This window comes from Rhizobium leguminosarum bv. viciae, from assembly GCF_012276115.1.
Classification (GTDB): Bacteria; Pseudomonadota; Alphaproteobacteria; order Rhizobiales; family Rhizobiaceae; genus Rhizobium; species Rhizobium leguminosarum_T.
Window position 1 is genome coordinate 363,849 of record NZ_WIEU01000003.1, and the last position, 23,535, is coordinate 387,383.

Sequence of the window (23,535 nt, forward strand, 5' to 3'; positions counted from 1 at the left end):
TATTATCCGATTTGCAAACGCGACGATGGCCAAAAGGGTTCCCTTTTGGCCATCGCGAATCGCCGTGTTTTTCAGCGTGGAGAACGCTGTTATCCGAGCGGATATCCCTCTTCGGGATCGGTGACTTCGCAGCCGTTGATCGACAGAGTGTAGCCGCTGTCATTGGACGCTTTTGAGACCGAAATGCGGTATTTGCCGCCGCCTTGCTCCACCTCTGCCGCAAAACCGTCCCATTCCGACGGGAGCGACGGGCGCACATAGAGCCGGCCGTCCCTCAGCCGGATGCCGAGGATGCCCTCGACGGCGGCGCGGTAGAGCCAGCCGGCAGACCCGGTATACCAGGTCCAGCCGCCGCGCGACGCATAGGGATCATGGCCGTAGACGTCCGCCGCCACGACATAAGGTTCGACGCGGTATTGCTCCGCTGAAGCCTTGTCGAGCGCGTGGGTGATCGGATTGAGGATCTGGAAGCAGCGGAAGGCATCGTCGCCCCGCTTCAGCTCCGCCAGCGCCATCACCACCCAGGTCGCGGCATGGGTATATTGCCCGCCATTTTCACGCACACCCGGCGGATAAGCCTTGATATAGCCGGGATCCCTGGCGGAATTGACGAAAGGCGGCGTGAACAGCCGGATGATGCGGGCATCCTCATCGACCAACTGATCGAGCACCGCATCCATCGCCGTGACGGCGCGGGCCGGATCGCCCTCGCCGGACAGAACGCTCCAGGACTGCGCGATCGAATCGATCCGGCATTCCGGACTTTCCCTGGAGCCGAGCAGTGCACCGTCGTCGAACGTGCCGCGGCGATAATAGCCCCCATCCCAGGCCGCGGTTTCGAGCGCCTTCTTCAGCTCGCTGAGATGCGCCGACCAGCGCTCCGTGCGGGGCGTGTCGCCACGCTCTTCTGCATAGGGAATGAAGGAGCGCAATGCGCCCGCCAGGAACCAGCCGAGCCAGACGCTGGTACCGCGCCCGCCGATGCCGACGCGGTTCATGCCGTCGTTCCAGTCTCCGCCGAGGAACAGCGGCAGGCCGTTTGCCCCCTTGCGGGCGATGGCGAGATCGAGCGCCAGCGCCGCGTGTTCGTAGACGCTCGCCTTATCCTCGGAAATTTCCGGCTTGTAGAATGAGTCGTGCTGGCCTTCGAGCAGTGCCGGTCCTTCCAGGAAGGCGATCTCCTCGTCGAGCACGTCTTTGTCGCCGGTGACGCTGCAATAGTGATGGATCGCGTAAGCGAGCCAGACGACGTCGTCCGAGATCAGCGTGCGCACGCCGGCACCCGTTCCGGGCAGCCACCAATGCTGTACATCGCCTTCGCGGAATTGCCGCGAAGCGGCATTCAGGATCTGCCGGCGGGCAAGCGAGGGTTCGTGCAGCACGAAGGCCAGCGTGTCCTGCAGCTGGTCGCGGAAGCCGAAGGCGCCGCTTGCCTGGTAGAAGGCGGTACGGGCCATGATGCGGCAGCCGAGGCTCTGATACGGTAGCCAGGTGTTGACGAGATTGTTCATCCCGCGATCCGGCGTCGATATCTGCAGCCTGCCGGTGAAATCCCGCCAGAAGGCGCGGTTTGCCTCGACGGTCTCGTCGAACGAAGCCTTGCGGATATCGGCGATAACAGTGCGCGCTTCTTCTTCCGTCGGCGTATCGCCGAGGAAGAAGGTGAAGTCGCGCTCCTCGCCGGCGTTAAGCTCGATGTCGATTGCAAGCGCCGCGGCCGGATCACCGTCGAGTTCCGTCACACCGGAAAGGGCGGCGGCGGAAGTGACGGCCTGCGGTGCCTGGATCGTCCCCGCCTTGCCGATGAATTCGCGTCGGCTTGCCGAAAAACTCGAAAGTGTCTCGCTCGCCGCGAAGAAGGCGGTGCGGTTGGAAAAATCGATGCTGTAGGGATTGGTGGCAAACAGCGCGCCCGTCTCCTCATCATGGCTCGACAGGATGAAAGGCACCGTGCGTCCCGGATTGCTGCCGAGGATCCATTCAACATAACCATAGAGGCGCAGTTTGCGGCTGGTCGAACCGGTGTTGCGCAGGCGCAGGCGCTGCAGTTTCACCGGCTTTTCGCGATCGATCGTCTGCGTCAGCTCCAGCGCGATCTCGTGCTGAACACTGGAGAAGACGGAATAACCGAGCCCGTGGCGGGCTTCGAAACGAATGTCCGGCCTGCAGGAAAGCGCTGCGAACGGCGTCATGACGGCACCGCTGTCAAGATCGGTGAGATAGAACGCCTCTCCCGAACGGTTGACCACGGCATCGTTCGACCAGGAGGTCAGCTGATAGTCGCGCGAATTGACGCTCCAGGTGAAGCCCGAGCCCTCGGCCGACACGTGGAAGCCGAAGCTGTCGTTGGAAATGACATTGATCCAGGGCTGCGGCGTCGCATGACCTCCTGGCAGCCGAACGACATATTCCCGTCCGTCGCGGGCAAAGCCGCCGATGCCGTTCCAGAAGTCGAGATCGCCTTCCTCCTCGATGACGACGGCGGGCACGACAGGTGGCGGCACCGGCGCAACACGCTTGACGGGGGCCTTGTTGCGCTCGGCCCGCTCCATCTCCTGCAACTCCTCCTTGGAGGGTGCAAACAGCGCGACGGCGCGGTTGATCTGATCGACCACCTTGCCGTTCTTGGTATGCAGCGTTACGCGGGAAGCCGCGATCAGCGCATGATAGGTGGCTTCCTCCATCAGGTCCTTGCGAACCGCAAAGATATGCTGGCGCAACCCGTCGGCCTGGCCCATGCGGCGCACGTTTTCGCACATGGCGTCGAGCGCATGCTGCATGTCTTGCGCATAGGACGAAGCGCGTTCGTTCATGATCACCAGATCGGCGGTGACGCCGCGCGAGCGCAGATATTCCTGCGCCAGCAGCGCCTCGCGGGCGATGTCGAGATCCATGTCATCGTTTATGCGCAGCGTGAAGATCGGGAAGTCGCCGGAAATCGCCAACGGCCAGAGCGCCGATTGCGACTGCAGGCCGGCCTCGACGGTCGCCTCGTCCTTGCGCAGTTGCATGTCGGGATAGACGAGATAGCGTCCGAGGTGCTGGAAGGCCGCCGCCTGCTGCGAGGTGACGCCGACATGGCGCATCTGCACCTGCGTACGCGTCCAGGCCTGGACGAGCTCGTGGGTGAAGGCGTCGGGATGACGGTAGCGATTGACCGCCTTGTCGACTTCGTCGCGGCTCGGCGCCGCGATAGTCCAGAAGATCACGCTGACTTTCTTGCCGGCCGGTACGCGGACGGTGCGGCGCAGCGACATGATGGCATCAAGCATGAAGCCGTCGCTACCGGAAAGTGTTGCACCCGGATCGAAGGCCGCCGCATCGGCAAGGCTGCGGCCACGGCCGATGAACTTGCGCCGGTCGGTCTCGAATTCGGTATGGCGGGTATCCCCGGCATTGTCGACGATCAGGTGCGCAATGCTGATATTGGGCTCGTTTGGATCGCGCTTGTTGCGTTCGGCGCGAATGACGTCGCCGCGCTTGCCGATCTCTGTCTTGACGAACATGCGGGCGAATGCCGGATGCGCATTGTCGGTATCGTCGGAGGTGATCACCGGTTCGAGATAGGAGGTGACCTCGATGAAACGGTCTTCCGTACCCATGTTGAGCAGCGTGACGCGGCGGGCCTCGGCATCATGCTCGGTCGCGACGATGCACTCCACCTCGCTTGTGAGGTCACCGACCATCTTGGTGAACTGCGCCTTCTCGTCGGCGAATTCGACCTTGATCTTTTCGCCTTCGACACCCTTCGGCTCTGATGTCGCCGACCACCATTCGTTGGTGGCGGTATCGCGCAGGAAGATGAAGCTGCCCCAGCGGTCTTCGGTCGGATCGGCTTTCCAGCGGGAAACGGCAAGACCGTTCCAGCGGGAATAACCGGCGCCCGTCGCCGTCAGCATCAACGAATAATGGCCGTTCGACAGAAAGACGAGTTCGCGGTCGCGCGAAGCCGGATCGCTGATCTTCCTGATCTCCGGCCGCAGGAGATCGTCCTGGATGCTGGCCGGCGTGTCGGATTCATGCTTGCCGCTCATGACCGGAATGTCGCGCGGCGCCTTTTCCTGCAGCAGCAGTTCCGCTGCCTCGATGACGGGATCGGAGTGGAAGAGCTCGCGCAGATGGCCGTTGAAGGCGACGTTGGCGACCGCCGCGATCGACATGCCGTGATGGTGGGCATAATAATTGTAGACTACCGCGCATTTCTTGCCTTCCGGCACGCGCGTCGGCGTGAAGTCGACGGCGTCGTGGAAGCCGAACTTGCCGAGCGCACCGACCTTGCGCAGCCTCTGCAGGTTTTCGAGCGCCCCCGGCGGGTCGTACTGGGCGGCGAGCAGCGAAGCGTAAGGCGCGATGACGGCATTGTGGCCGAGACCGCGCTTCAGGCCGAGCGTCGGCACGCCGAAATTCGTGTACTGATAATTGAGATTATGGTCGCGGGCATTGAAGGCCGCTTCCGAAATGCCCCAGGGGATACCGAGCTTGCGGGCATAATTCATCTGCTCGACGACGACCAGATTGTTCGTCTGGTTGAGAATACCCCCACCGCGCTCCTGCATGACGAGCGGCGGCATCAGATATTCGAACATCGAGCCGGACCAGGAGACCAGCGCGCCGCGCGACCCCACAGGCACGACCTGGCGGCCGAGACGGTACCAGTGTTCCGTCGGCAGGTCGCCCTTGGCGATGCCGAAGAGGCTGGTCAGGCGGCATTCCGAGGCGAGAAGGTCGTAGCAGGCCTGGTCGAGTTCACCGCTTTCGACGCGATAGCCGATCGACAGCAGACGCCGCTCCGGCCGGAACAGGAAGCCGAAATCCATCGAGAAGGCGAGATCGCGCGCCTTGTCGCGCAACGCCACCAGCCGCGGTCTCAGCGCATCGACCTTGGAAAGATCGAAGGTGCTGTCGGAAATATGCGCCTCGCAGACTTTCACCAGCGATGCCGCCCACAAGGTGACCTCTTCGCTCTGCTTCGACTTGACCTCATGGTCGAGATTGGCGGCGAGCTTCTCGATGTCGCGCGCGAGAACGGCGAGGTTGATGATGCGGATGGAGGCAAATTCGTGCTCGCGCTTGACGGCGGCGAGTGCGTTCTGGAAGCCGACGATGCGCTCCTCCAGGCGTCGGCGCAGCGGGCGCACGGTCTTGCGATCGTCGGGCAGGTCCGCCAGCACTTCGCCGAGAATGCCGGCCGTGTCGCCGACGCCGTCGAGATTGCCCTGCATATGAGCGGACGGCGCCTCGGCCCAGTTGCGGCAGGCCGACGAAATGGCGATCAGATGGCCGGCGAGATTGCCGCTGTCGACAGCCGAGACGTAACGGGGGCCAAGCGTCTGCAGCGTATCGGTGTGGTACCAGTTGAACAGGTGACCGCGGAATTTCTCCATTTTGTCGATCGTCGCGATCGTCTGCTCCAGCCGCTCGAGCGTCTCCTCGAAGGAGAACCAGCCGAAATGCCGGCCGGAAACGACGGAAAGCAGATAGACGCCGATATTGGTCGGCGAAGTGCGCGCCGCGACGATCACATGCGGCGTTTCCTGGATATTGTCCGGCGGCAGATAATTCTGTTCGGCCGTCGTGAAAGTCTCGAAATAACGCCAGGTGCGCCGGGCGATCTTGCGCAGTTCGCTCGACACGGAATCGGCGACCTCAAGCCGGTCCTCGGTCTCCGCCGACTGGCTGACATACCAGGCGACGACAGGCGACAGGATCCACAGCAGCGCGAAGGGAATGCCGACGAGGAAGGCGTTGTCGCCGGGAAGGGCAGCAAAACCGAGCGCCAGCAGTGCCAGCACCGGTGCATGCCACATCGCCTTGTAATAGGAGATCAACGTGCCCTGGCCGCCGGCCTGAACGCTGGCGGCGGTCCGCCACTGCAGCATCAGCTTGCGGCTGACGAACAGGCGGTAGAGCGAACGGCCGATCGCATCCGCCATCATGCAAGCCGAATCGGCGATGAAGACGATGCGCAGCGCAACCTGCGCATTGGCGGCGGTGATATCGGACCAGACCGTATAGAGATGAGCGCGGGCGATGATATCGCTGGTGCGCGGGATGATGCCGTTGATGAGCGACAGCGTCGGCGCGACGAAGAGGCAGAAGATCAGCAGAATCTGCCAGATGAGCGCGCCGAGCGGCCCCATGAAATACCAGCCGAGCACCGAGGCGAAGAACCAGGCGATCGGCGTCAGCGAGCGGCGCAGATTGTCGAACATCTTCCAGCGGCCGAGTGCCGTGACGCCGTATTTCGGATTGAACATGTAGGGGAGAAGCTGCCAGTCGCCACGCGCCCAGCGATGCTGGCGCGAGGTTTCCACCTCGTAGCGGATCGGGAAATCCTCCACCAGTTCGAGATCTGTGACGAGCGCGCAACGCGCCATCGAACCTTCGAGAAGATCGTGGCTGAGCACGGAGTTCTCGTCGATCCGGCCCTTCAGCGACGCTTCGAAGGCGTCGACATGGTAAAGGCCCTTGCCGGTGAAGGTGCCTTCGCCGGCGAGATCCTGATAGACGTCGGAAACTGTGAAGACATACGGATCGAGGCCGCGGTTGATCGAAAAGACGCGCTGGAAGACCGACGCGTCCTTGCCCGTCGTCAGCGACGGGGTGACACGCGGCTGCAGCACGCCATAGCCGCTTTCGACGCGGCCGGTTTTCGGATTGATGACCGGGCGGTTGATTGGATGATAGAGCTTGCCGACGAGCTTGGTGACGGCATCGCGCATCAGGCGCGTATCGGCATCGAGCGTCATGACATATTGCACATTGGCCGGCACGGTATTGGCGCCCGGCAGGTAGGTCGTGTCGCGGTCGCCGCGCAGAAGCATGTTCAGCTCGTGCAGCTTGCCGCGCTTGCGCTCCCAACCCATCCAGACGCCTTCCGAGGGATTGTAGAGGCGGCGGCGATGCAGCAGATAGAAACGCGTCTTGCCGTCATAGGCATAACGGGCGGAGAGATTGGCGATCTCGCGCCTGGCATAATCGAGAACTTCGAGATCGGCAGGCGTTTCCTCGGCCTCGCTGTCCGGCCAGTCGCTGAGCATCGCGAAATAGATCTCGCCACGCGGATTGGCGAGATAATGGACTTCGAGATTGCGCACGTGATCGTCGACACTGTCGCGGTTCGAGATCAGGCAGGGCACGACGAGCAGCGTGCGCGCATCTTCCGGAATGCCTTCCTTGAACTCGTAGCCGACGAGGCGCGCCGGCGTCACGAAGAAGGACAGCAAGGTGTTGAAGAGACCTGTCGCCCCCTCCGATGCCGGCACTGAGAACATGATCAGCAACAGGGCGATTTCGAAAGCACCCATGCCGGCATTCGCCATGAACTTACCGACGATCGCCATCGCGATGACCGTCAGCAGCATGACGGGCACGGCAATCGCCAGCCAGTTGAACCGGCGCACGGCGCGCACGAAATGCTGGATGACCGTCGGGCGATAATTCGCCCGCGCTTCGAGTTTCGGCCGCTGCGCGCCCGACAGGAAGCCGCCGACATTCGGTTCATGCGGCTGCGGCTCGCCGGAGGCCTTGGCGGCATCGGTCATGTCGAGCGCCAGCTGGGCGATTTCCATTTCCGACAGCGGCGAGCGCTTGGCCAGCTTCTCGATCTGCTTGCGATATTTGTTGCGCGAGCCGGAATCGAGGATGCCGTAATCCGAATGCTCCCAGAGCAGCTTGTCGACATGGCTGACTTGCTCGACCCAGACGGACCATTCGGCATCGTCGATCTCGCGAAGGCTGCGGATGATGTTGCCCATCGTCACGTTGCCGGAAGAGAGCCGGCTGTGTTCGGCCGTCGTCGCCTCTTCGGTGTTGCGGCCGAGTTCTTCCAGCCGCTCGTCGAGCCAGGTGATCGCCAGGCTCGACGTCTGCGAGCCGTCGCGCAGGCGATAGAGGAACTGCGTCGAGAAGGTATTGTCCTCGGCAAGCGGTTCCAGCGTCTTCAGATAGGCGGCTGCCGCGGCCGGGTCGGTCAGGCGCACCAATTCGTCGGCCGCCTCGTTGGCGCGGCGGCGCAGCCGGCGGCTGGCTTCGACACGGCTCGAAATGCGGCGAAGATTTTCCACGAGCACGTAGCGCACGAGGGAGGGCAACGCCCAGAGTTCGCCGATCCTGAGCGTCTCGCTGGCCTGGAAGCCGTCGACCAACGCCGTCAGACTTTCCTGCGAGATCGTGCTGTGGGTATGGGCGACATAGAGCCAGGCAAGCACGAGTGTGCGCGGCACCTCGACGCCGCCGACGACCATGGTCGGCAATTCGCGATAGAAGCGCCGGGGAAAGTCGCGCCGCACCTCCTGGATCGCCTCTTCGACGATATAGTGATTGTCCAGCAGCCATTCTGCCGCCGGCGTGATGGTATCGCCGGCCTCGACATCGGTCGCCGTGGTCCGGTAGACGCGCAGGATTTCCTTCTCGTTTTCCTTATGCCGAGCGAAGAAATCGAAGGGGGCGAAAGCCGGCAGCTTGTCGACGCCGTTGCGGGCGACCGCATCGCCCATCGCCTTGATGTCCTCGTTCGAAAGATAGGTCGAGCGGATCGAACCGTTGTGATCGATCTGCTTCGTCTCGGGTTCGCGCGGAAGGCTCGGAGAAAGATGAGAAATAGACATGGGTTCGGTTCTGGATCCAAACAAAGTTATGGCTGTTTTGCTCAGCCTTTTGCACTGCTTATCATGACTGCTACATGAACGGAGCCCTATTCTTCAAAGATCGATGAAGCCGGGGTGAGCGACAGTTGGGCCAAGCAATGCAAAGGGGCTAAGCCCTGTTCAGGACGTGACCCGACGGGATCAAGACCATCGATACCCTCTCTGCGAAAGCCATGTCGAAAATTTGGACACCCTCGGGAAAATTCAAGTCAAGCGGCATGCGCGCCGCCCCGGCGATCTTGTCTGAGCGGTGGAAATGGCGAAATGCCGGCACCTGGTTCCGGCAATGCAAGAGCTCTTCGATTTCAGAAAAACGAAAGACGCATGATTGCCCGACCATGCGCCGGCGGCGGCTTGGGCGGCTGGCGCCCCACGCTGCTTGCGCTTGAGATCGAGGCCGCCGTGGTGCGTTTTAGATGGCGTGAAAAAAGTACAGAAGAAGGATGATGGAGATTGGAATGCCGACCAACCATAACAAAATGCCTCTCGCGACCACTCTCCTTTTGACATTCGAGTGTCAGGAGAGTGCCGAGACAAATGAAATGTTCCGAAATTCTATAAGGGCGGAAACCGCCGCAGCGCCGACATCGGCCGACGCTTGATTATCCGACGACGCCGCAAACCATGGCTACGACGAACAGGAATGCTGCGGTGAAGATCGCGCCATGGAGCATCGTCTGAAGCCTGTGGCGCGTGGTGAGCGGCTTCTTGGTCGGTACGGAACCATACTGGTTCACGTGAGCATGCGAAATACCCAGGTCTGCCATATGTCGCCTCCGTTGTTCTCGTGCGGCCGGTTGTGCGGCTCGCGCTTATATTCTTATTTTCTCTATCAAGTAGGTAGAGATAAATTTCCGTCCAGAGCGAGCGGAAGAGAAAATTCAACCAGCCCTTTTAGCAGAGCGTGCGCCATGCCCAGATCAACGAGCGCTCGACGGCGTTCTCGTTCTGCGACGGGTTGGAGGAAGTCTCGATCAGCCGACGGTCCTTTTCCGCAGGAATGGATGCCGAAATCTGTTCCCGGCGATCGGCTCGAACAGGAGGATCGAGGTAACCCATGGTCATCCCACCGAGAAAGAACATGCATCAACCTCCATCGATCACGAAAGCTAACAATCGTTAACGGGATCATGACAGAAGCGAGGCAGCTGTCAATAGTCTAGCTGAATGGTCGTCTTTTAGGGAAGCATTATCCTTAACGCCGCCGCCGGTTTTTTCTTTTCAACGGTTTGAAAAGATTGACTTTCAGGCTTTGACGAACCCTTTGCTCGCGATCATCAAATTTCTCGTATAGTCCTCGTGAACCGCGCCTTTCGCCAGTTCCTGCGAGCTCAGCCGCTCGACGACGGCGCCGTTGCGCATCACGGCGAGCCTTTCACACATATGGGTGACGACACCGAGGTCATGGCTGACCATCACGAAGGTGAGCCTGCGGTCGCGCCGGATCTCTTCCAAAAGGTTCAGCACCTCGGCCTGCACCGACGCGTCGAGCGCCGATGTCGGCTCGTCGAGCAGCAGGATCGACGGTTCGACGATCAGCGCCCGGGCGATCGCCACGCGCTGACGCTGGCCGCCGGAGAGCTGGTGCGGGTAGCGGAAACGGAAACCATTGCCGAGGCCGACCTCGTCAAGCGCGCGGGCGATGCGCTTCTCGCCGTCAGCGATGCCGTGGATTGCTAGCGGTTCGAGCAGAAGCCTGTCGATCGTCTGGCGCGGATGCAGCGATCCATAAGGGTCCTGGAAGACCATTTGCACGCGTCGGTAGAAGACTTTGCTGCGTTTCGAACCTTTCAGCGGCTCGCCATCGATGTTGATCGCGCCGCCGCTGACCGGCGCAAGTCCGGCAACGGCCCGCAGCAAGGTCGATTTTCCCGAGCCGGATTCGCCGACGAGACCAAAGGATTCGCCGCGTTCGACAGCGATGCTGACATTCTTCAAGGCATGAAAATGGTCGTAGACGACGCTGAGATCGTCGATCTCGAGAGCTGCACTCATGCCGCCCACTCCGGCTTGCGGTCGAGCACCGGCAGCGGGTGGCGGTTTGCGCCGATCTCGGGCATGCAGTTCAGCAGTCCCTGCGTATAGGGATGCTGCGCATGTTTGAGATCGGCCGCCGCCAGCTCCTCGACGATCTTTCCGGCATACATGACGATGACGCGATCGCAGAAGGAAGAGACCAGCCTCAGATCGTGGGAGACGAAGATCAGCCCCATGCCGCGCTCGGACACCAGCCTGTCCATGATCCTCAGCACGTCGAGTTGCACCGTCACGTCGAGCGCCGAGGTCGGCTCGTCCGCAATCAGCAGTTCCGGCCCGGCAATCAGCATCATGGCGATCATCGCACGCTGCCCCATGCCGCCCGAAACCTCGTGCGGATGCAGGTCGAAGACACGTTTCGGGTCGCGGATCTGCACCGCTTCCAGCATCGCGAGCGCGCGCTCGCGCGCCTCCGCCTTGCCGACCTTCTCGTGCGTGCGCAGCGTTTCGCAGATCTGCCGTCCGATCGACATGACGGGATCGAGCGAATATTTCGGATCCTGCAGGATCATGGCGATGCGCTTGCCGCGCAGCCTGCGCCTTTCGCCGGCCGAGGCATTGATAAGATCGATGCCGTTGAAATTAAGCCTGTCGGCCGTGACGATGCCGTGTTTCGGCGTCAGGCCCATGATTGCCCGTCCGGTCTGCGACTTGCCGGAACCGGATTCGCCGACGATGCCGAGCCTTTCCTTGCCGAGCGTGAAGGAGACGCCGCGCACGGCCTCGATCACGCCGGTGCGCGTGGGATAGCTGACCTTGAGCTTGTCCACCGTCAGAAGTGTCGTCATTGGCCGCTCTCCTTCGGATCGAGCGCGTCGCGCAGGCCGTCGCCGAGGAGATTGAAGCCGAGGCTGACGATGAGGATGGCGATGCCGGGCATCGCCGCGACCCACCATTGATCGAGGATGAAGCGCCGTCCCGAGGCGATCATCGCACCCCATTCCGGCAGCGGCGGCTGCGCCCCGAGGCCGAGGAAACCGAGACCGGCCGCCGTCAGGATGATGCCCGCCATGTCGAGCGTCACGCGCACGATTAGCGAGGAAATGCAGAGTGGCATGACATGGCGCACGATAATGCGAAGCGGCGAGGCGCCCATCAGCTTCACCGCCGAAATATAGTCGGAACGCCGGACCGTCAGCGTCTCGGCGCGCGCAATGCGGGCATAGGGCGGCCAGGAGGTGATGGCGATGGCGATGATCGCGTTCTGGATGCCGGGACCGAGGGCTGCGACGAAGGCGAGCGCCAGCACCAGCTTCGGAAAGGCGAGGAAGATATCGGTGATGCGCATCAGCGTCGCATCCACCCAGCCTCCGGCATAACCGGAGACCGTACCGACGATCAGCCCGACCGGCGCCGAGATGACGGCAACGAGCACGACGACGAGCAGCGTCAATCGCGATCCGTAGATCAGCCGCGAATAGATATCACGACCCTGATCGTCCGAACCGAGCCAGAACTCGCCCGTGCCGGGCGGCAGCAGCCGAGCATTGCGCAGATCGCCGACAACGGGATTATGCGTGGCGAGCACATCGGCAAAGGCGGCGATGAAAAGCAGCGCCACGATGATCAGCAGGCCGACGACAGCGAGCCTGTTTGCCGTAAACTGCCGCCAGGTGACATAGGTGCGGCCGAGGCGGGCTTGCAGGCGCGATTGCGGCCGGTCGGAGAGCAGCCATTCGCGGCGGCTCATCGGCGGGGATGGGTTGGCGGGAACCGTCATCGGTTTCGCGTCCTCGGGTCGAGCGTCCGGTAGAGAAGATCGGACAGTAGGTTGATGCCGATGAAGACCGTACCGATGACGATCGTGCCGCCGAGCACGGCGTTCATATCGGCATTCTGCAGCGAATTGGTGATGTAGAGCCCGATGCCCGGCCAGGAAAAGACGGTTTCCGTCAGCACCGATCCTTCGAGCAGGCCGGCATAGGAAAGCGCAATCACGGTGACGAGCGGCACGGCGGCATTGCGCAGCGCATGGCCCCAGATCACCCGCGTTTCCGAAAGCCCCTTGGCCCGCGCGGCAACGATGTATTCCTGTGAAAGCTCGTTCAGCATGAAGCTGCGCGTCATACGGCTGATATAGGCGAGCGAGAAATAGCCGAGCAGGGAGGCGGGCAGGATGATGTGGCGGAAGACATCGTAGAAGACGTCCCATTGCCCTTGCCAGGCGCTGTCGAGCAGGTAGAGACCGGTGATCGGCGTGAACGTATATTCGAAGACGATGTCGATGCGGCCGGGAAAGGCCACCCAGCGCAGTTGCGCGTAGAAGATGACGAGCGAGATCAGCGCCAGCCAGAAGATCGGCACCGAATAACCGACAAGGCCGACGACGCGCACCACCTGGTCGGCAATGCTGCCGCGGCGCACTGCTGCGAGAACGCCGAGCGGTACGCCGACGAAGGCGCCGATGAGCGTTCCGAACGTTGCGAGCTCGATTGTCGCCGGCAGGACACGGCGGATATCGACCATGACAGGATTGGTCGTCAGCACCGAATTGCCGAAATCGCCGGACAGTACACCTTTGATATAAAGGAAAAATTGCTGATAGAGCGGCAGGTTGAAGCCCATCTCCTGTCGTACCCGTTCGACGACGTGGTTGGGCGCGCGGTCGCCGAGAATGGCGAGCACGGGATCGATCGGCACGACGCGGCCGATGAAGAAGGTGACGGCCAGCAGGCCGAGATAGGTGGTGACGGCGGCAAACAGAAACCGCCCTAACGCCTTTGCAAAGGCCCTAGCGCGGCCCTTTCGGGGCCGCACCTCCTGCGTTGTTTCGACGGTGCTCAAGCGACCAATCCTGCCGAACTATTCCTTGGCGATCGGACCGACGAAATTGGTGTCGAAGCTCGGACCCAGCTTGAAGTCCTTCAGGTTCTTGCGGTAACCGGCCACCTCGGTCTGCTGGAAGATGAAGACGAAGGGGCTGTTTGCAAGGTACTTCTTCTGGATGTCCTGATATATGGCGGCGCGCTTGGCGGCGTCGCGCTCCAGAAGTGCTGCCTTGGCTTGCTTGTCGAGCTCCGGCGCTTCCCAGGTGTTGCGCCATGCGAGCGTCTTCACCGTGCCCGCATCGGAATTGTCGGGATTGCCGGTAAAGGTATCGGCATTGGAATGCGGATCGAAATAGTCCGAGCCCCACTGGCCGATATACATGTCATGGGTACGGGCGCGATACTTGGTCAGCGTCTGCTTGCCGTCGCCGGGGATGATTTCCATTTTCACGCCGGCCTGCGCCAGCGTCTGCTGCATCGATTCGGCGATACCGGTTACCGGCTGACTGTTGCGCACGTCCATGGTGATCGAGAAACCGTCGGGTACGCCCGCCTTGGCCAGCAGTTCCTTGGCCTTGGCGACATCGAGCTTGTAGGGATTCTCATCGAGCGCGCCGAGCTGGCCCTTCGGCAGGAAGGTCTGGTGGATCTCGCCGATCCCCTTGATCAGCGTTGCGCCGATCGCATCGTAATCGACCAGATATTTGAAGGCTTCCTGGACTTCCGGCTTCTTCAGGTTCTCGTTCTTGTTGTTCAGGCTGACATAATAGATCGTGCCCTTCGGCGCACTCGTCGTCGCGAGATCGGGATTCTTCGAAACGGCGTCGATGTCGCCCGGCTCGAGATTGCGAGCGATATCGATATCGCCGGCTTCGAGCGCCAGGCGCTGGGCCGAACTTTCCTTCATGTAGCGGTAGATGACGCGGTTGAGCTTTGCCTTGTCGCCATAATAATTGTCGTTGCGCTCCAGCACGACGACTTCGTTGGCGCGCCATTCGCGCATCTTATAGGCACCGGAGCCGGCATAGCCGGTCTTCAGCCATTCATTGCCGAAGTCGTTGTCGTATTTGTGGTCGGCATCGGGCGTCACCGCCTTCACATGCTCCAGCACCAGCTTCTTGTCGACGACGGAAGCGACCGTTGCCGTCAGGCAATTGAGCACAAAGCTCGGCGCATAGGCCTTGTCGACCGTGAAGACGAAGGTGCCGGCATCGGCAGCCTTGGCCTTTTCCGCGACGTTGTCGCCGGTCAGACCGAATTGGGTGAGGATGAAGGCCGGGCTCTTGTCGAGCTTGACGGCACGCTCGAACGACCAGGCAACGTCTTCGGCGGTGATTGGGTTGCCGGAGGCGAATTTGAGGCCTGACTTCAGCTTGAACGTATAGGTAAGGCCGTCATCGGAAACGCTCCAGCTCTCGGCCAGATCGCCCTTCACCTTGGACGTGTCGTCCATGTCGAGACGGACGAGCAGGCTGTAGCTGTTGGTAGTGATTTCGGCGGTCGACAGCTCGAAAGCCTCGCCCGGATCCATCGTGATGATGTCGTCGATGGCGAAGCCTTCGACCAGCGTGTCCTTCGGCGTCTCGGCAAAGGCGGAGGGTGCGGCCATCATTAGGAGCGAAAGAGCGGCTCCCGCCGAAAGCAGGCGAAAATTGCGGCTGAGTTTGGTTATCATCATGGTCTGTTCCCCTGTTTTTTGATTGGATATGAAAGGCTTAGGCGTGGTCCTCCCGCCAAGTCTGAGCCAGAATGCGAAGCCAGTTTTCACGGGCGAGTTTTGCCAGGTCGGCGTCAGCATAGCCAACCTCTCTGAGAGCGGCAATCAGCTTCTGATTACCGGCTGCATCGCCGATTTCCTCGGGAATGGTGGCCCCGTCGAAGTCCGATCCGAGCGCCACGCAGTCGATGCCGATGCGGTTCACAAGATAGTCGATGTGGCGGATCATGTCGGCAAGCGGCGTGTCGCTGTCCGAGCGGCCGTCGGCACGCAGCATGGCGGTGGCATAATTGATGCCGACGAGCCCCCGGCTTTCGCGGATCGCATCGAGCTGCCTGTCCGTCAGGTTGCGCGCGACCGGCGTCAGGGCGTGGGCATTGGAATGGCTGGCGACCAGCGGCTGGTCCGTCTTTTTCGCCACGTCCCAGAAACCCTTCTCGGTGATATGGGCAAGGTCGATCAGGATACCGAGACGATTGCATTCCCTGACCAGCGCGAAACCGGCATCGGTGAGGCCCGGCGCCGTGTCCGGCGACATCGGGAAGGCGAAGGGCACGCCGTGACCGAAGACATTGTGCCGGCTCCAGACCGGACCGAGCGACCGCAGCCCTGCCGCATAGAACACCTCGAGCGCCGAGAGATCGGCGCCGATCGCCTCGCAGCCTTCCATATGCATGACGGCGGCGAAAATGTCGTCCGCCATGGCGCCCCGGATATCCTTCACCGTCCGGCAGAGCCGCCAGGCGCCGGCCTGGTCGAGCCGCAGCGCGATCGCCGCCATTTCATTGGCGATGGCAAGCGAAGGCAGCGGATCGAGAGGGGCCGCCATCGGCGTCACATAGCGGCCGTCGGCATCCGGATCGGCGAAGACGAGATCGCCCGAAGGAATATAGATGGCGCAGAGACCGCCTGAAAGACCGCCCTCTCTAGCCCGATGCGCATCGATATGGCCGACCGTCGTGCCGTCTGCGAATTCCGAGATCGGGTCGCTGCCGTCTTTTGAATGTGTCCAGAGTCGAAGGAGAACGTCGTTGTGACCGTCAAATACGAATTGCATCTGTCTTCCTGCGCTGCCCTACTGCATAATTCCTTAAATCGGAATCGATTTAAGAACAAAATTATGCAGCATTCAAAGTGCTACAGCGTCCTTTGCGCGTCTTTTCAGACGCGCGGCGCTGTAGAGGGCGAATGAAGCGGCCAGAATAGAAAAGCTGACGGAATTCGCCACCTCTTTTTTTAGAAATCCGTCGATGCTGAAAATGAAACGGGAGCCGAAGCTCCCGTAAAAAATCATCGCAGGCCAGAGATCAGTGTTTGCGGCGTTTCTTCTGCCTGTAGACGTCGATGACGACAGCCGCGACGATGATGAGGCCCTTGACGATCTCCTGGTAGTAGGCGTCGATCCTTAGGAAGGTGAAGCCTGAGGTCATGACGCCGAGGATGATGGTGCCGATGACGGTGCCGGTGATGCGCCCGACACCGCCGGTGAGCGAAGTGCCGCCGATGACGGTCGCAGCGATCGCGTCGAGTTCATATCCGACGCCCATGCTGGCCTGTGCGGTTTCCGCACGTGCCGCCGTGACGATACCGGCAAGACCTGCAAGCAATCCGGCAATCACATAAACCTTGACGAGATGCGCCTCGATGTTGATGCCGGAAACACGCGCGGCCTGCGGATTCGCGCCGATGGCATAGGTGAACTTTCCATAGCGCGTATAGCGCAGCGCAATGTGAAAGATCAGTGCAACGACCAGGAAGACGACAACCGGCCAGGCTTTCGTTCCGATGAAATGAAACTGCTCGGTGACCCCGGAAACCGGCTGTCCCTTCGTATACCACTTCGCGACACCTCTGGCCGAAACGAACATGCCAAGTGTTGCAATAAACGGCGGGATCTTCGTGTAGGCGATGAGCGCGCCGTTTGCGAGACCGGCGGCCGCCCCGATCAGCAGACCAACGACGATAGGCACGAAAGCCGGCAGGTCGGTCAGCGAGGGAAAGACGGCCCGTCCCCAGGTCGAGGACTGGGCAAAGCTCGTTGCGATCATCGCCGTCATGCCGACGACCGAACCCGACGAAAGATCGATGCCGCCGGTAATGATGACCTGCGTGACGCCGACGGCGATGATGCCGATGACGGAGACCTGCAGGATCATGATCGTCAGACGCTGCGAATTCATCAGAAAGCTTTGGCCGATGAACATCCAGCCGAGCACTTCGTAGATGAGCGCGATGCCGACGAGCACGAGGAAAATGCTGAGTTCTGTCGGTATGCGCCGCCGCCTTTGCCGGGTTGCGAGCGGAGCCGCGCCCTCTGCTGCCTTGGTAGTCATGTCAAACCTCCCTTGGGCGATCGCCGTCAACGCATCACTGCGCAGCCAGCTCCATCACCTTGATCTGCGTTGCTTCATCGCGATTGAGGAAACCGGTCACGCGTCCCTCGTGCATGACCATGATGCGGTCGCTCATCCCGAGAACCTCGGGCATCTCGGACGAGATCATCACCACCGCCACACCGTCTCGCGCCATCTCCGTGACCAGCCGGTGGATTTCCGCCTTGGCGCCGACATCGATGCCACGCGTCGGCTCGTCGAGGATGAGGATGCGCGGATTGGTGAGCAGCCAGCGCCCGATCAGCACTTTCTGCTGATTGCCGCCCGAAAGATTCTCCACCCGCTCGTAAAGATTGGGCGTTTTTACGCGCAGCTTTTTTGCCATGTCTTCGCAGGTTGCCTCGACTGCGCCCTGCTGCACGAAGCCGCCTTTGACGTATCTGTCCTGCAGAACGGCGATCTGCATATTCTCGAGAATATCGAGGATCAGCAGGCAGCCGGTGTCTTTCCGGTCTTCGGTCAGAAACGCCATCCGGTTGCGGATGGCCTCGGTCGGCGAAGAAATGGTCACCGGCTTGCCGTAGAGCTCGATCGAGCCGGAGCTTGCCGGCGTCACCCCAAACAGCGTTTCGGCGACATTCGACCGCCCGGAGCCGACGAGGCCGGCCACGCCGAGGATTTCGCCGGCTCTCACTTCGAAGGAAACGTTGTTGAAGACGCCCTTGAGACACAGATCCTTGACGGAGAGCACGACCTCGCCGATCGGCACCTCTTCCTTGGGAAACATCTGGGTGATCTCGCGCCCGACCATCATGCGGATGATGTCGTCGCGGGTGACGTCGGTCGAGGCATGGGTGCCGATATATCGGCCGTCGCGGAAGACGGAGAACTCGTCGGCGATCTCGAAAAGCTCGTTCATCTTGTGCGTGATGTAGACGATGCCGATGCCCTGGGCCCTGAGGTCGCGGATAATACGGAAAAGATGCTCGACCTCGCGCTCCGTCAGCGCCGAAGTCGGCTCGTCCATGATCAGCACGTCGGAATTGTAGGAAACCGCTTTGGCGATCTCGACCATCTGCCGGTTGGCGACCGAGAGGTGCCGGACCTCGATATCGGGATCGATTGATATATTGAGCCGAGTAAACAGATCTTCGGTCATGCGGTGCATCACACCGTGATCGATGAAGCCGAGGCGGTTCTTCGGTTCGCGGCGAATCCAGATGTTTTCCGCGACCGTCATGAACGGCATCAGGTTCAGTTCCTGATGGATCATGGCAATGCCATTCTCCAGCGCGTCGAGTGGCGATTTCAGCCGGATCTCGATCCCCTTCAGGCGAATATTGCCCTTATCGGGCGTGTAGATGCCGGCGAGGATCTTCATCAATGTCGATTTGCCGGCGCCGTTTTCGCCCATCAGTGCATGCACGGAAGCGCGCTTCAGCCGGAACTGCACGTCGTCGAGTGCGACGACACCAGGAAATTCCTTGCGGACACCCTCTGCGCTCAAGAGATATTCCGCATTCGGGACGGCGCCGCTTGCACGAACGGCGGCCATGGTTGTCGGGCTGACGGCCATATCATCTCCTCCAGATACGGGTAGGCGAAAAGGATGCGGGCAAAGCCCGCATCCTGCTTGGCATTCGCCTCAGTTCTTGGCGACGAAGTCCTTGACGTTGGCAGGCGTGACGAGTTGGAAGGGAATGTAGACCTTCTTTTCGATCTTCTCGCCCTTGGCGAGCTTGAGCGCTGCATCGAGCGAGCCCTTGCCCTGGCCGGCGGCATCCTGGAACACCGTGACGTCGAGATCACCCGCCTGCATGGCGGCAAGCGCGTCCTGCGTGGCGTCGACGCCGCCGACGACGACCTTGCTCATATCCTTGCCGGCTGCCTTCAGCGCCTGGATGGCGCCGATCGCCATTTCGTCGTTGTTGGAGATCACGGCGTCGAATTCGATGCCGCTGGAGAGCCAGTTGGTCATCAGGTCGGCACCCTGGGTGCGGTCCCAGTTCGCCGTCTGCTCTTCGACGATCTCCAGACCCTTGCATTCATCCGTCTTGATGACGTCATGGACGTCCTGCGTGCGCATGCGCGCAGCCTGGTTGGAGAGCTCGCCCATGATGACGACGGCCTTGCCCTTGCCGCCGAGAATGCGGCAGATTTCCTTGGTTTCCAGCGTGCCGGATTCCTGTTCGTTGGAAGCGACGAAGGCCTGCTTGTCCGGCAGCGTGTCGACGTTGACCGGCTGACGGTTGACGTAAACCAGCGGGATGCCGGCATCGGCCGCGAGCTTCGACATTGCCGTGGTCGCATCGGTATCGACAGGGTTGACGATGATTGCATCGACCTTGGAGGCGATGAAATTCTGGATCTGGCTTTGCTGCTTGGAAACGTCGTTCTGCGCGTCTTCGACCTGCAGCGTCACGCCGCTCAGTGTCTTTGCATAATCGGTCATGCCGTTGCGCAGAACGGTCAGAAAGTTATCGTCGAATTTCGCCATCGAGACGCCGACGGTTTCCGCGTGAGCCGCCGTCGACATGACGAGCGCCATCGCAGTGCCCAGGATAAACTTTTTCATTTTCACTTCCTCCACAAAGCGGTGCCCGGCTGCACCTCCTCACGCCGGAGCTCCAGGCATTTGCTCTGAAGCCGCAATTCCCCGCGCCACCTCTCCCGCGGCGCTCCGCAAAACGGAACAAACAAACCGTCAAATCCGTCCTGCGGAATATTCATTCCATTTTCTGGGAGCGACGTCAAGTCTCTTTAGCGGCGGCGAGATAGGGATGAGAGCGCAATGCCATGCGAGGCTTCCCGACCGACGCCCGCATTCCCTCTGTTGTGAAAGACCACGTGAGCATCCATCTATGGGAGGGTCGACGACAGGCTCACGGCCGCAGACGCCTTCGACCTCTCGCCGCGACCCAATCATTTGAAGATTTTGGAGACAGGACAGATGTCCATTTCGATGTATCGCCTCACCGTTCCGATGTTCCAGCGCGGCCTCGCCAGCCTGAAAACCTACCTCGACAAGGCCGAAGCCTATGCGAAGGAAAAGAATATTGATCCTGCCATACTGGTCGCCGCTCGCCTGGCGCCCGACATGCTGCCGCTCTCCGGCCAGTATCAGCGCGCCAGCGACACCGCCAAATTTGCGCTCGCCCGCCTGACCGCGACCGATGCCCCGAAATTCGAGGACAACGAAACGACGTTCGACGACCTGCGTGAGCGCCTGGCAAAGACCGAAGCCTATCTCGCCGGTTTCTCGGCGGAAGCACTGGAAGGCACAAAAACCCGCCAGATCACCCTGCCGGGAAAGAGTGGTATCGTGCTGCCGGGTGACGAATATATCGCCACCTTCGCCCTGCCGAACTTCTATTTCCACGTCGCGACGGCCCACGCCATCCTGCGTAGCCAGGGTGCCCCGATCGGCAAGCGCGATTATCTCGGCTGAACCTTGGTTCGGCTCGGTTGAGTGATTGAGTGAATATCAGGGCCGGTGCGTCACCGGCCCTCTTTCCGTCAGCTCGGTATAGGCGAGCGTCTGATCGAGATGGCGTGCTCTAAGCGACAGCAGCTTCTCGGCATAATCGAGCCGTATCGCCGCATAGGCTGGATCCGCTGCGACATTGTCGAGTTCCATCGGATCGTCGGCAAGATTGAAGAGCAGCGGCGGCAAAGCGGTAAAATGCACATATTTGAACCGGGCGTCGCGGATCACCGCGAGATTGCATTCGTTGGACCGCAGCCCGAAATGCCGCTCCGCCTCGCCCCCGGCAATATCGCGGAAATCGAATTCCCAGAATGCTGCGTCCCGCCAGCCCTCTCCGCTCCCACCCTGGACAAACGGCATGAGCGACCGGCCATCGAGCCCGTTCTTCGCGTCGATACCGAGCCTTTGGCAAAGTGTCGGAAAAATATCCGCAGCGCTGGTGAATTTGTCGACGACCCCACCCGCAGCACTACTTGCGGGATCGCGTATGACAAGCGGAATATGATAGCTGCCGTCGAAGAAGCCGCCCTTGCCGAGCATCCAGTGATCGCCCGCCATCTCGGCATGATCAGAGGTGAAGATAACAAGTGTGTCGTCCCAGGCACCCGCATCCTTGAGGGCCTGCCAGATGCGGCCGAGCTGCGCATCGACCTCTGATATCATGCCATAGTAGATCGCCCGGATCGCCGCGAAATCCTCACCGTTCCAGCCGCTGAACGGCCCCGTTGCACCGTGGATGAAGCTGCCCTTGTCAAAGCGCGGCATGGCATAGGCGAGGTAGGGATGACCGTTTTCTTCCGCTTCGCGGCTTGCCGCGCGGGCAAAAGCCGGTCCCTCGCCCGGCGTGAACATGCGGTTGAACGGCTCCGGCACGGAAAATGGCGGATGCGGACGCAAGAAAGAGACATGCGCGAACCACGGCCTGTCCTGCTCGCCAACCCAGCGGATGAACTCGCCGGCCAGGAACGCCGTCTGGGTCTCGTCGCGCGAATAAGCCGGCGCCGCATCGGAGATGTCTCCGGCTCTTGCACCGACCGGAATATGGATATCGCGGCTGACGGCATCAGCATGGCCGCGGGACCTGAGCCAGGAGAGCCATTGTTTCTCATGCTCCGGCAGAAGCTGGCGGGCGGTAAAGCCCGGCAGCACGCCTTCGTAGGTCGTCAGATGCGGATCGCCAGCATCCATCCCGCGCGGATCGGGCGCCGTATCCGTATAGCCGAATAGCGTCGGGTCGTATCCCGCCCGCCGGGCGGCCAGCGCCAGATTGTCGAAACGGGCATCGAGCGGTGAACCGTTGCGGCAGACCCGGTGGTTCATCTGGTAGAGACCGGTATAGAGCGTGGCCCGCGCCGGTGAGCAGGGTGCCGCACCGGCATAGTGCCGGCGGAAGAGCGTGCCTTCCCGCGCCAGCGCATCGACACCAGGCGTCTTTACACAGGCATGACCGACAGCCGACAGGCAATCGCCGCGCCATTGGTCCGCTGTGATCAGCAGGATGTTCGGCCGGCGGGCTTTCTCAATGCTGGTTGGCTCAATGCTGGTTGGATTTTGCATGCCAGTCCCAGGCGGAGCGGATGATCTGAGACAGATCATACTGCGGCACCCAGCCGAGCACGTCACGCGCCTTGTCGTTATTGGCGACCAGCGTATGCGAATCGCCTTCGCGACGGCCGATGTATTCGACCGGGAAAGGCCGGTTCGACACGTCCTCGATCGCGCCGAGCAATTCCTTGACCGTCGTGCCGGTGCCGGTACCGAGATTGAGCGCGACGGAATCGCCGCCCTTCAGCAGATATTCGACGGCGCGCACATGCGCATCGGCAAGATCGAGCACATGGATATAGTCGCGCACACAGGTGCCGTCGCGTGTCTCGTAATCGCTGCCGAACACCTTGAAACCCTGACGGCGGCCGAGTGCCGCGTCGATCGCAAGCGGTATCGCATGTGTTTCCGGCTGATGCCATTCGCCGATGCGGCCCTCGAAATCGGCGCCGGCCGCATTGAAATAGCGCAGCACCACCGAGCGCAGGCTCCTGTACTGGTCGTAATCGGCAAGCGCCTGCTCGACGATATATTTCGTCCGCCCGTAAGGATTGATCGGCACCTGCCGGTGCGTTTCGTCGAGCGGCACGCTCTGCGGCAGGCCATAGGTGGCGCAGGTGGAGGAGAAGACGAAGGCGTTGATGCCGGCCGCCTGTGCCGCTGAAAGCAGCGTCAACGTGCCGATCACATTGTTCTCATAGAAGGCAACCGGATCCTTGACCGATTCGCCGACCTCGATCAGCGCCGCGAAATGCAGGATTGCTGCCGGCTTGTGCTTGGCCAGTACCTCATCCAGCCGGGCGCGATCGCGAATATCGCCTTCCTCGGCCGGCCCCCATCTGACGAACTCGCGATGGCCATTCGAAAAATTGTCGAAGACGACAGGCCTATAGCCCTTGTTCGCCAGGTCGAGGCACGTATGCGAGCCGATATAGCCGGCACCGCCGACGACAAGAACCGTTTCACCTGCCATGCACCACCCTTATTATTCAGTGAGAGA

General features: G+C 61.2%; 15 protein-coding genes. 1 reads left to right on the forward strand and 14 read right to left on the reverse strand.

Annotated features, from left to right (window positions below):
• Positions 1-89: 89 nt before the first annotated feature.
• The 12 genes from GFM02_RS07625 to GFM02_RS07680 form a co-directional block, all read right to left on the reverse strand.
• Complete coding sequence (locus GFM02_RS07625) at positions 90-8,609, reverse strand: GH36-type glycosyl hydrolase domain-containing protein (RefSeq protein ID WP_168321295.1); 8,520 nt, start codon at positions 8,607-8,609, stop codon at positions 90-92.
• A gap of 641 nt (positions 8,610-9,250) precedes the next feature.
• A complete protein-coding gene (locus GFM02_RS07630) occupies positions 9,251-9,415 on the reverse strand; it encodes a hypothetical protein (RefSeq protein WP_003543858.1) in 165 nt (54 codons plus the stop codon).
• A 127-nt stretch (positions 9,416-9,542) separates the two neighbouring features.
• Positions 9,543-9,731 carry a hypothetical protein gene (locus GFM02_RS07635; RefSeq protein WP_020052143.1) on the reverse strand — a complete coding sequence of 63 codons (189 nt, stop codon included), beginning with the start codon at positions 9,729-9,731 and terminating at the stop codon, positions 9,543-9,545.
• A 162-nt stretch (positions 9,732-9,893) separates the two neighbouring features.
• A complete protein-coding gene (locus tag GFM02_RS07640; RefSeq protein WP_168321296.1) occupies positions 9,894-10,643 on the reverse strand; it encodes an ABC transporter ATP-binding protein in 750 nt (249 codons plus the stop codon).
• A complete protein-coding gene (locus GFM02_RS07645; protein ID WP_020052145.1) occupies positions 10,640-11,473 on the reverse strand; it encodes an ABC transporter ATP-binding protein in 834 nt (277 codons plus the stop codon). Before GFM02_RS07645 ends, GFM02_RS07640 begins: the two co-directional genes overlap by 4 nt.
• Entirely contained in the window at positions 11,470-12,405 is a 936-nt protein-coding gene (locus GFM02_RS07650) for an ABC transporter permease (RefSeq protein WP_168268714.1), read from the reverse strand. Before GFM02_RS07650 ends, GFM02_RS07645 begins: the two co-directional genes overlap by 4 nt.
• Entirely contained in the window at positions 12,402-13,469 is a 1,068-nt protein-coding gene (locus GFM02_RS07655) for an ABC transporter permease (RefSeq protein WP_168321297.1), read from the reverse strand. The genes GFM02_RS07650 and GFM02_RS07655 overlap by 4 nt, the downstream gene beginning before the upstream one ends.
• A gap of 18 nt (positions 13,470-13,487) precedes the next feature.
• The gene (locus GFM02_RS07660; RefSeq protein ID WP_168321298.1) at positions 13,488-15,131 is read right to left on the reverse strand and encodes an ABC transporter substrate-binding protein; all 1,644 of its coding nucleotides are present in this window, start codon (positions 15,129-15,131) and stop codon (positions 13,488-13,490) included.
• Between the two features lie 37 nt (positions 15,132-15,168).
• The gene (locus tag GFM02_RS07665; protein ID WP_168268717.1) at positions 15,169-16,227 is read right to left on the reverse strand and encodes a dipeptidase; all 1,059 of its coding nucleotides are present in this window, start codon (positions 16,225-16,227) and stop codon (positions 15,169-15,171) included.
• Positions 16,228-16,477: 250 nt separating this feature from the next.
• Positions 16,478-17,503: an ABC transporter permease gene (locus GFM02_RS07670; protein WP_017962559.1), complete on the reverse strand. Its 1,026-nt coding sequence runs from the start codon at positions 17,501-17,503 to the stop codon at positions 16,478-16,480.
• Between the two features lie 34 nt (positions 17,504-17,537).
• Positions 17,538-19,079 (reverse strand): sugar ABC transporter ATP-binding protein, encoded by a 1,542-nt coding sequence (locus tag GFM02_RS07675; RefSeq protein WP_168306736.1) that lies wholly within the window; start codon positions 19,077-19,079, stop codon positions 17,538-17,540.
• Between the two features lie 69 nt (positions 19,080-19,148).
• A complete protein-coding gene (locus tag GFM02_RS07680) occupies positions 19,149-20,078 on the reverse strand; it encodes a sugar ABC transporter substrate-binding protein (RefSeq protein WP_020052151.1) in 930 nt (309 codons plus the stop codon).
• A 375-nt stretch (positions 20,079-20,453) separates the two neighbouring features.
• On the opposite strand from GFM02_RS07680, the gene GFM02_RS07685 reads away from it, so the two are divergent.
• Positions 20,454-20,951 carry a DUF1993 domain-containing protein gene (locus tag GFM02_RS07685; RefSeq protein WP_168268720.1) on the forward strand — a complete coding sequence of 166 codons (498 nt, stop codon included), beginning with the start codon at positions 20,454-20,456 and terminating at the stop codon, positions 20,949-20,951.
• Positions 20,952-20,987: 36 nt separating this feature from the next.
• On the opposite strand, the gene GFM02_RS07690 is transcribed toward GFM02_RS07685, so the two are convergent.
• Together GFM02_RS07690 and galE are read right to left on the reverse strand one after the other, a co-directional pair.
• Positions 20,988-22,547 (reverse strand): alkaline phosphatase family protein, encoded by a 1,560-nt coding sequence (locus GFM02_RS07690; protein ID WP_168321299.1) that lies wholly within the window; start codon positions 22,545-22,547, stop codon positions 20,988-20,990.
• Positions 22,525-23,508, reverse strand: coding sequence for a UDP-glucose 4-epimerase GalE (galE, locus tag GFM02_RS07695; protein ID WP_168268722.1), 984 nt, complete (start codon positions 23,506-23,508; stop codon positions 22,525-22,527). Before galE ends, GFM02_RS07690 begins: the two co-directional genes overlap by 23 nt.
• Between the last annotated feature and the right edge of the window lie 27 nt (positions 23,509-23,535).

Excerpts from the sequence above, each read along its gene's own strand:
- GFM02_RS07625 (WP_168321295.1), bottom strand. The coding sequence starts at position 8,609 with ATGTCTATTTCTCATCTTTCTCCGAGCCTTCCGCGCGAACCCGAGACG.
- GFM02_RS07630 (WP_003543858.1), bottom strand. The coding sequence starts at position 9,415 with ATGGCAGACCTGGGTATTTCGCATGCTCACGTGAACCAGTATGGTTCC.
- GFM02_RS07635 (WP_020052143.1), bottom strand. The coding sequence starts at position 9,731 with ATGTTCTTTCTCGGTGGGATGACCATGGGTTACCTCGATCCTCCTGTT.
- GFM02_RS07640 (WP_168321296.1), bottom strand. The coding sequence starts at position 10,643 with ATGAGTGCAGCTCTCGAGATCGACGATCTCAGCGTCGTCTACGACCAT.
- GFM02_RS07645 (WP_020052145.1), bottom strand. The coding sequence starts at position 11,473 with ATGACGACACTTCTGACGGTGGACAAGCTCAAGGTCAGCTATCCCACG.
- GFM02_RS07650 (WP_168268714.1), bottom strand. The coding sequence starts at position 12,405 with ATGACGGTTCCCGCCAACCCATCCCCGCCGATGAGCCGCCGCGAATGG.
- GFM02_RS07660 (WP_168321298.1), bottom strand. The coding sequence starts at position 15,131 with ATGATGATAACCAAACTCAGCCGCAATTTTCGCCTGCTTTCGGCGGGA.
- GFM02_RS07665 (WP_168268717.1), bottom strand. The coding sequence starts at position 16,227 with ATGCAATTCGTATTTGACGGTCACAACGACGTTCTCCTTCGACTCTGG.
- GFM02_RS07670 (WP_017962559.1), bottom strand. The coding sequence starts at position 17,503 with ATGACTACCAAGGCAGCAGAGGGCGCGGCTCCGCTCGCAACCCGGCAA.
- GFM02_RS07675 (WP_168306736.1), bottom strand. The coding sequence starts at position 19,079 with ATGGCCGTCAGCCCGACAACCATGGCCGCCGTTCGTGCAAGCGGCGCC.
- GFM02_RS07680 (WP_020052151.1), bottom strand. The coding sequence starts at position 20,078 with ATGAAAAAGTTTATCCTGGGCACTGCGATGGCGCTCGTCATGTCGACG.
- GFM02_RS07685 (WP_168268720.1), top strand. The coding sequence starts at position 20,454 with ATGTCCATTTCGATGTATCGCCTCACCGTTCCGATGTTCCAGCGCGGC.
- GFM02_RS07690 (WP_168321299.1), bottom strand. The coding sequence starts at position 22,547 with ATGCAAAATCCAACCAGCATTGAGCCAACCAGCATTGAGAAAGCCCGC.
- galE (WP_168268722.1), bottom strand. The coding sequence starts at position 23,508 with ATGGCAGGTGAAACGGTTCTTGTCGTCGGCGGTGCCGGCTATATCGGC.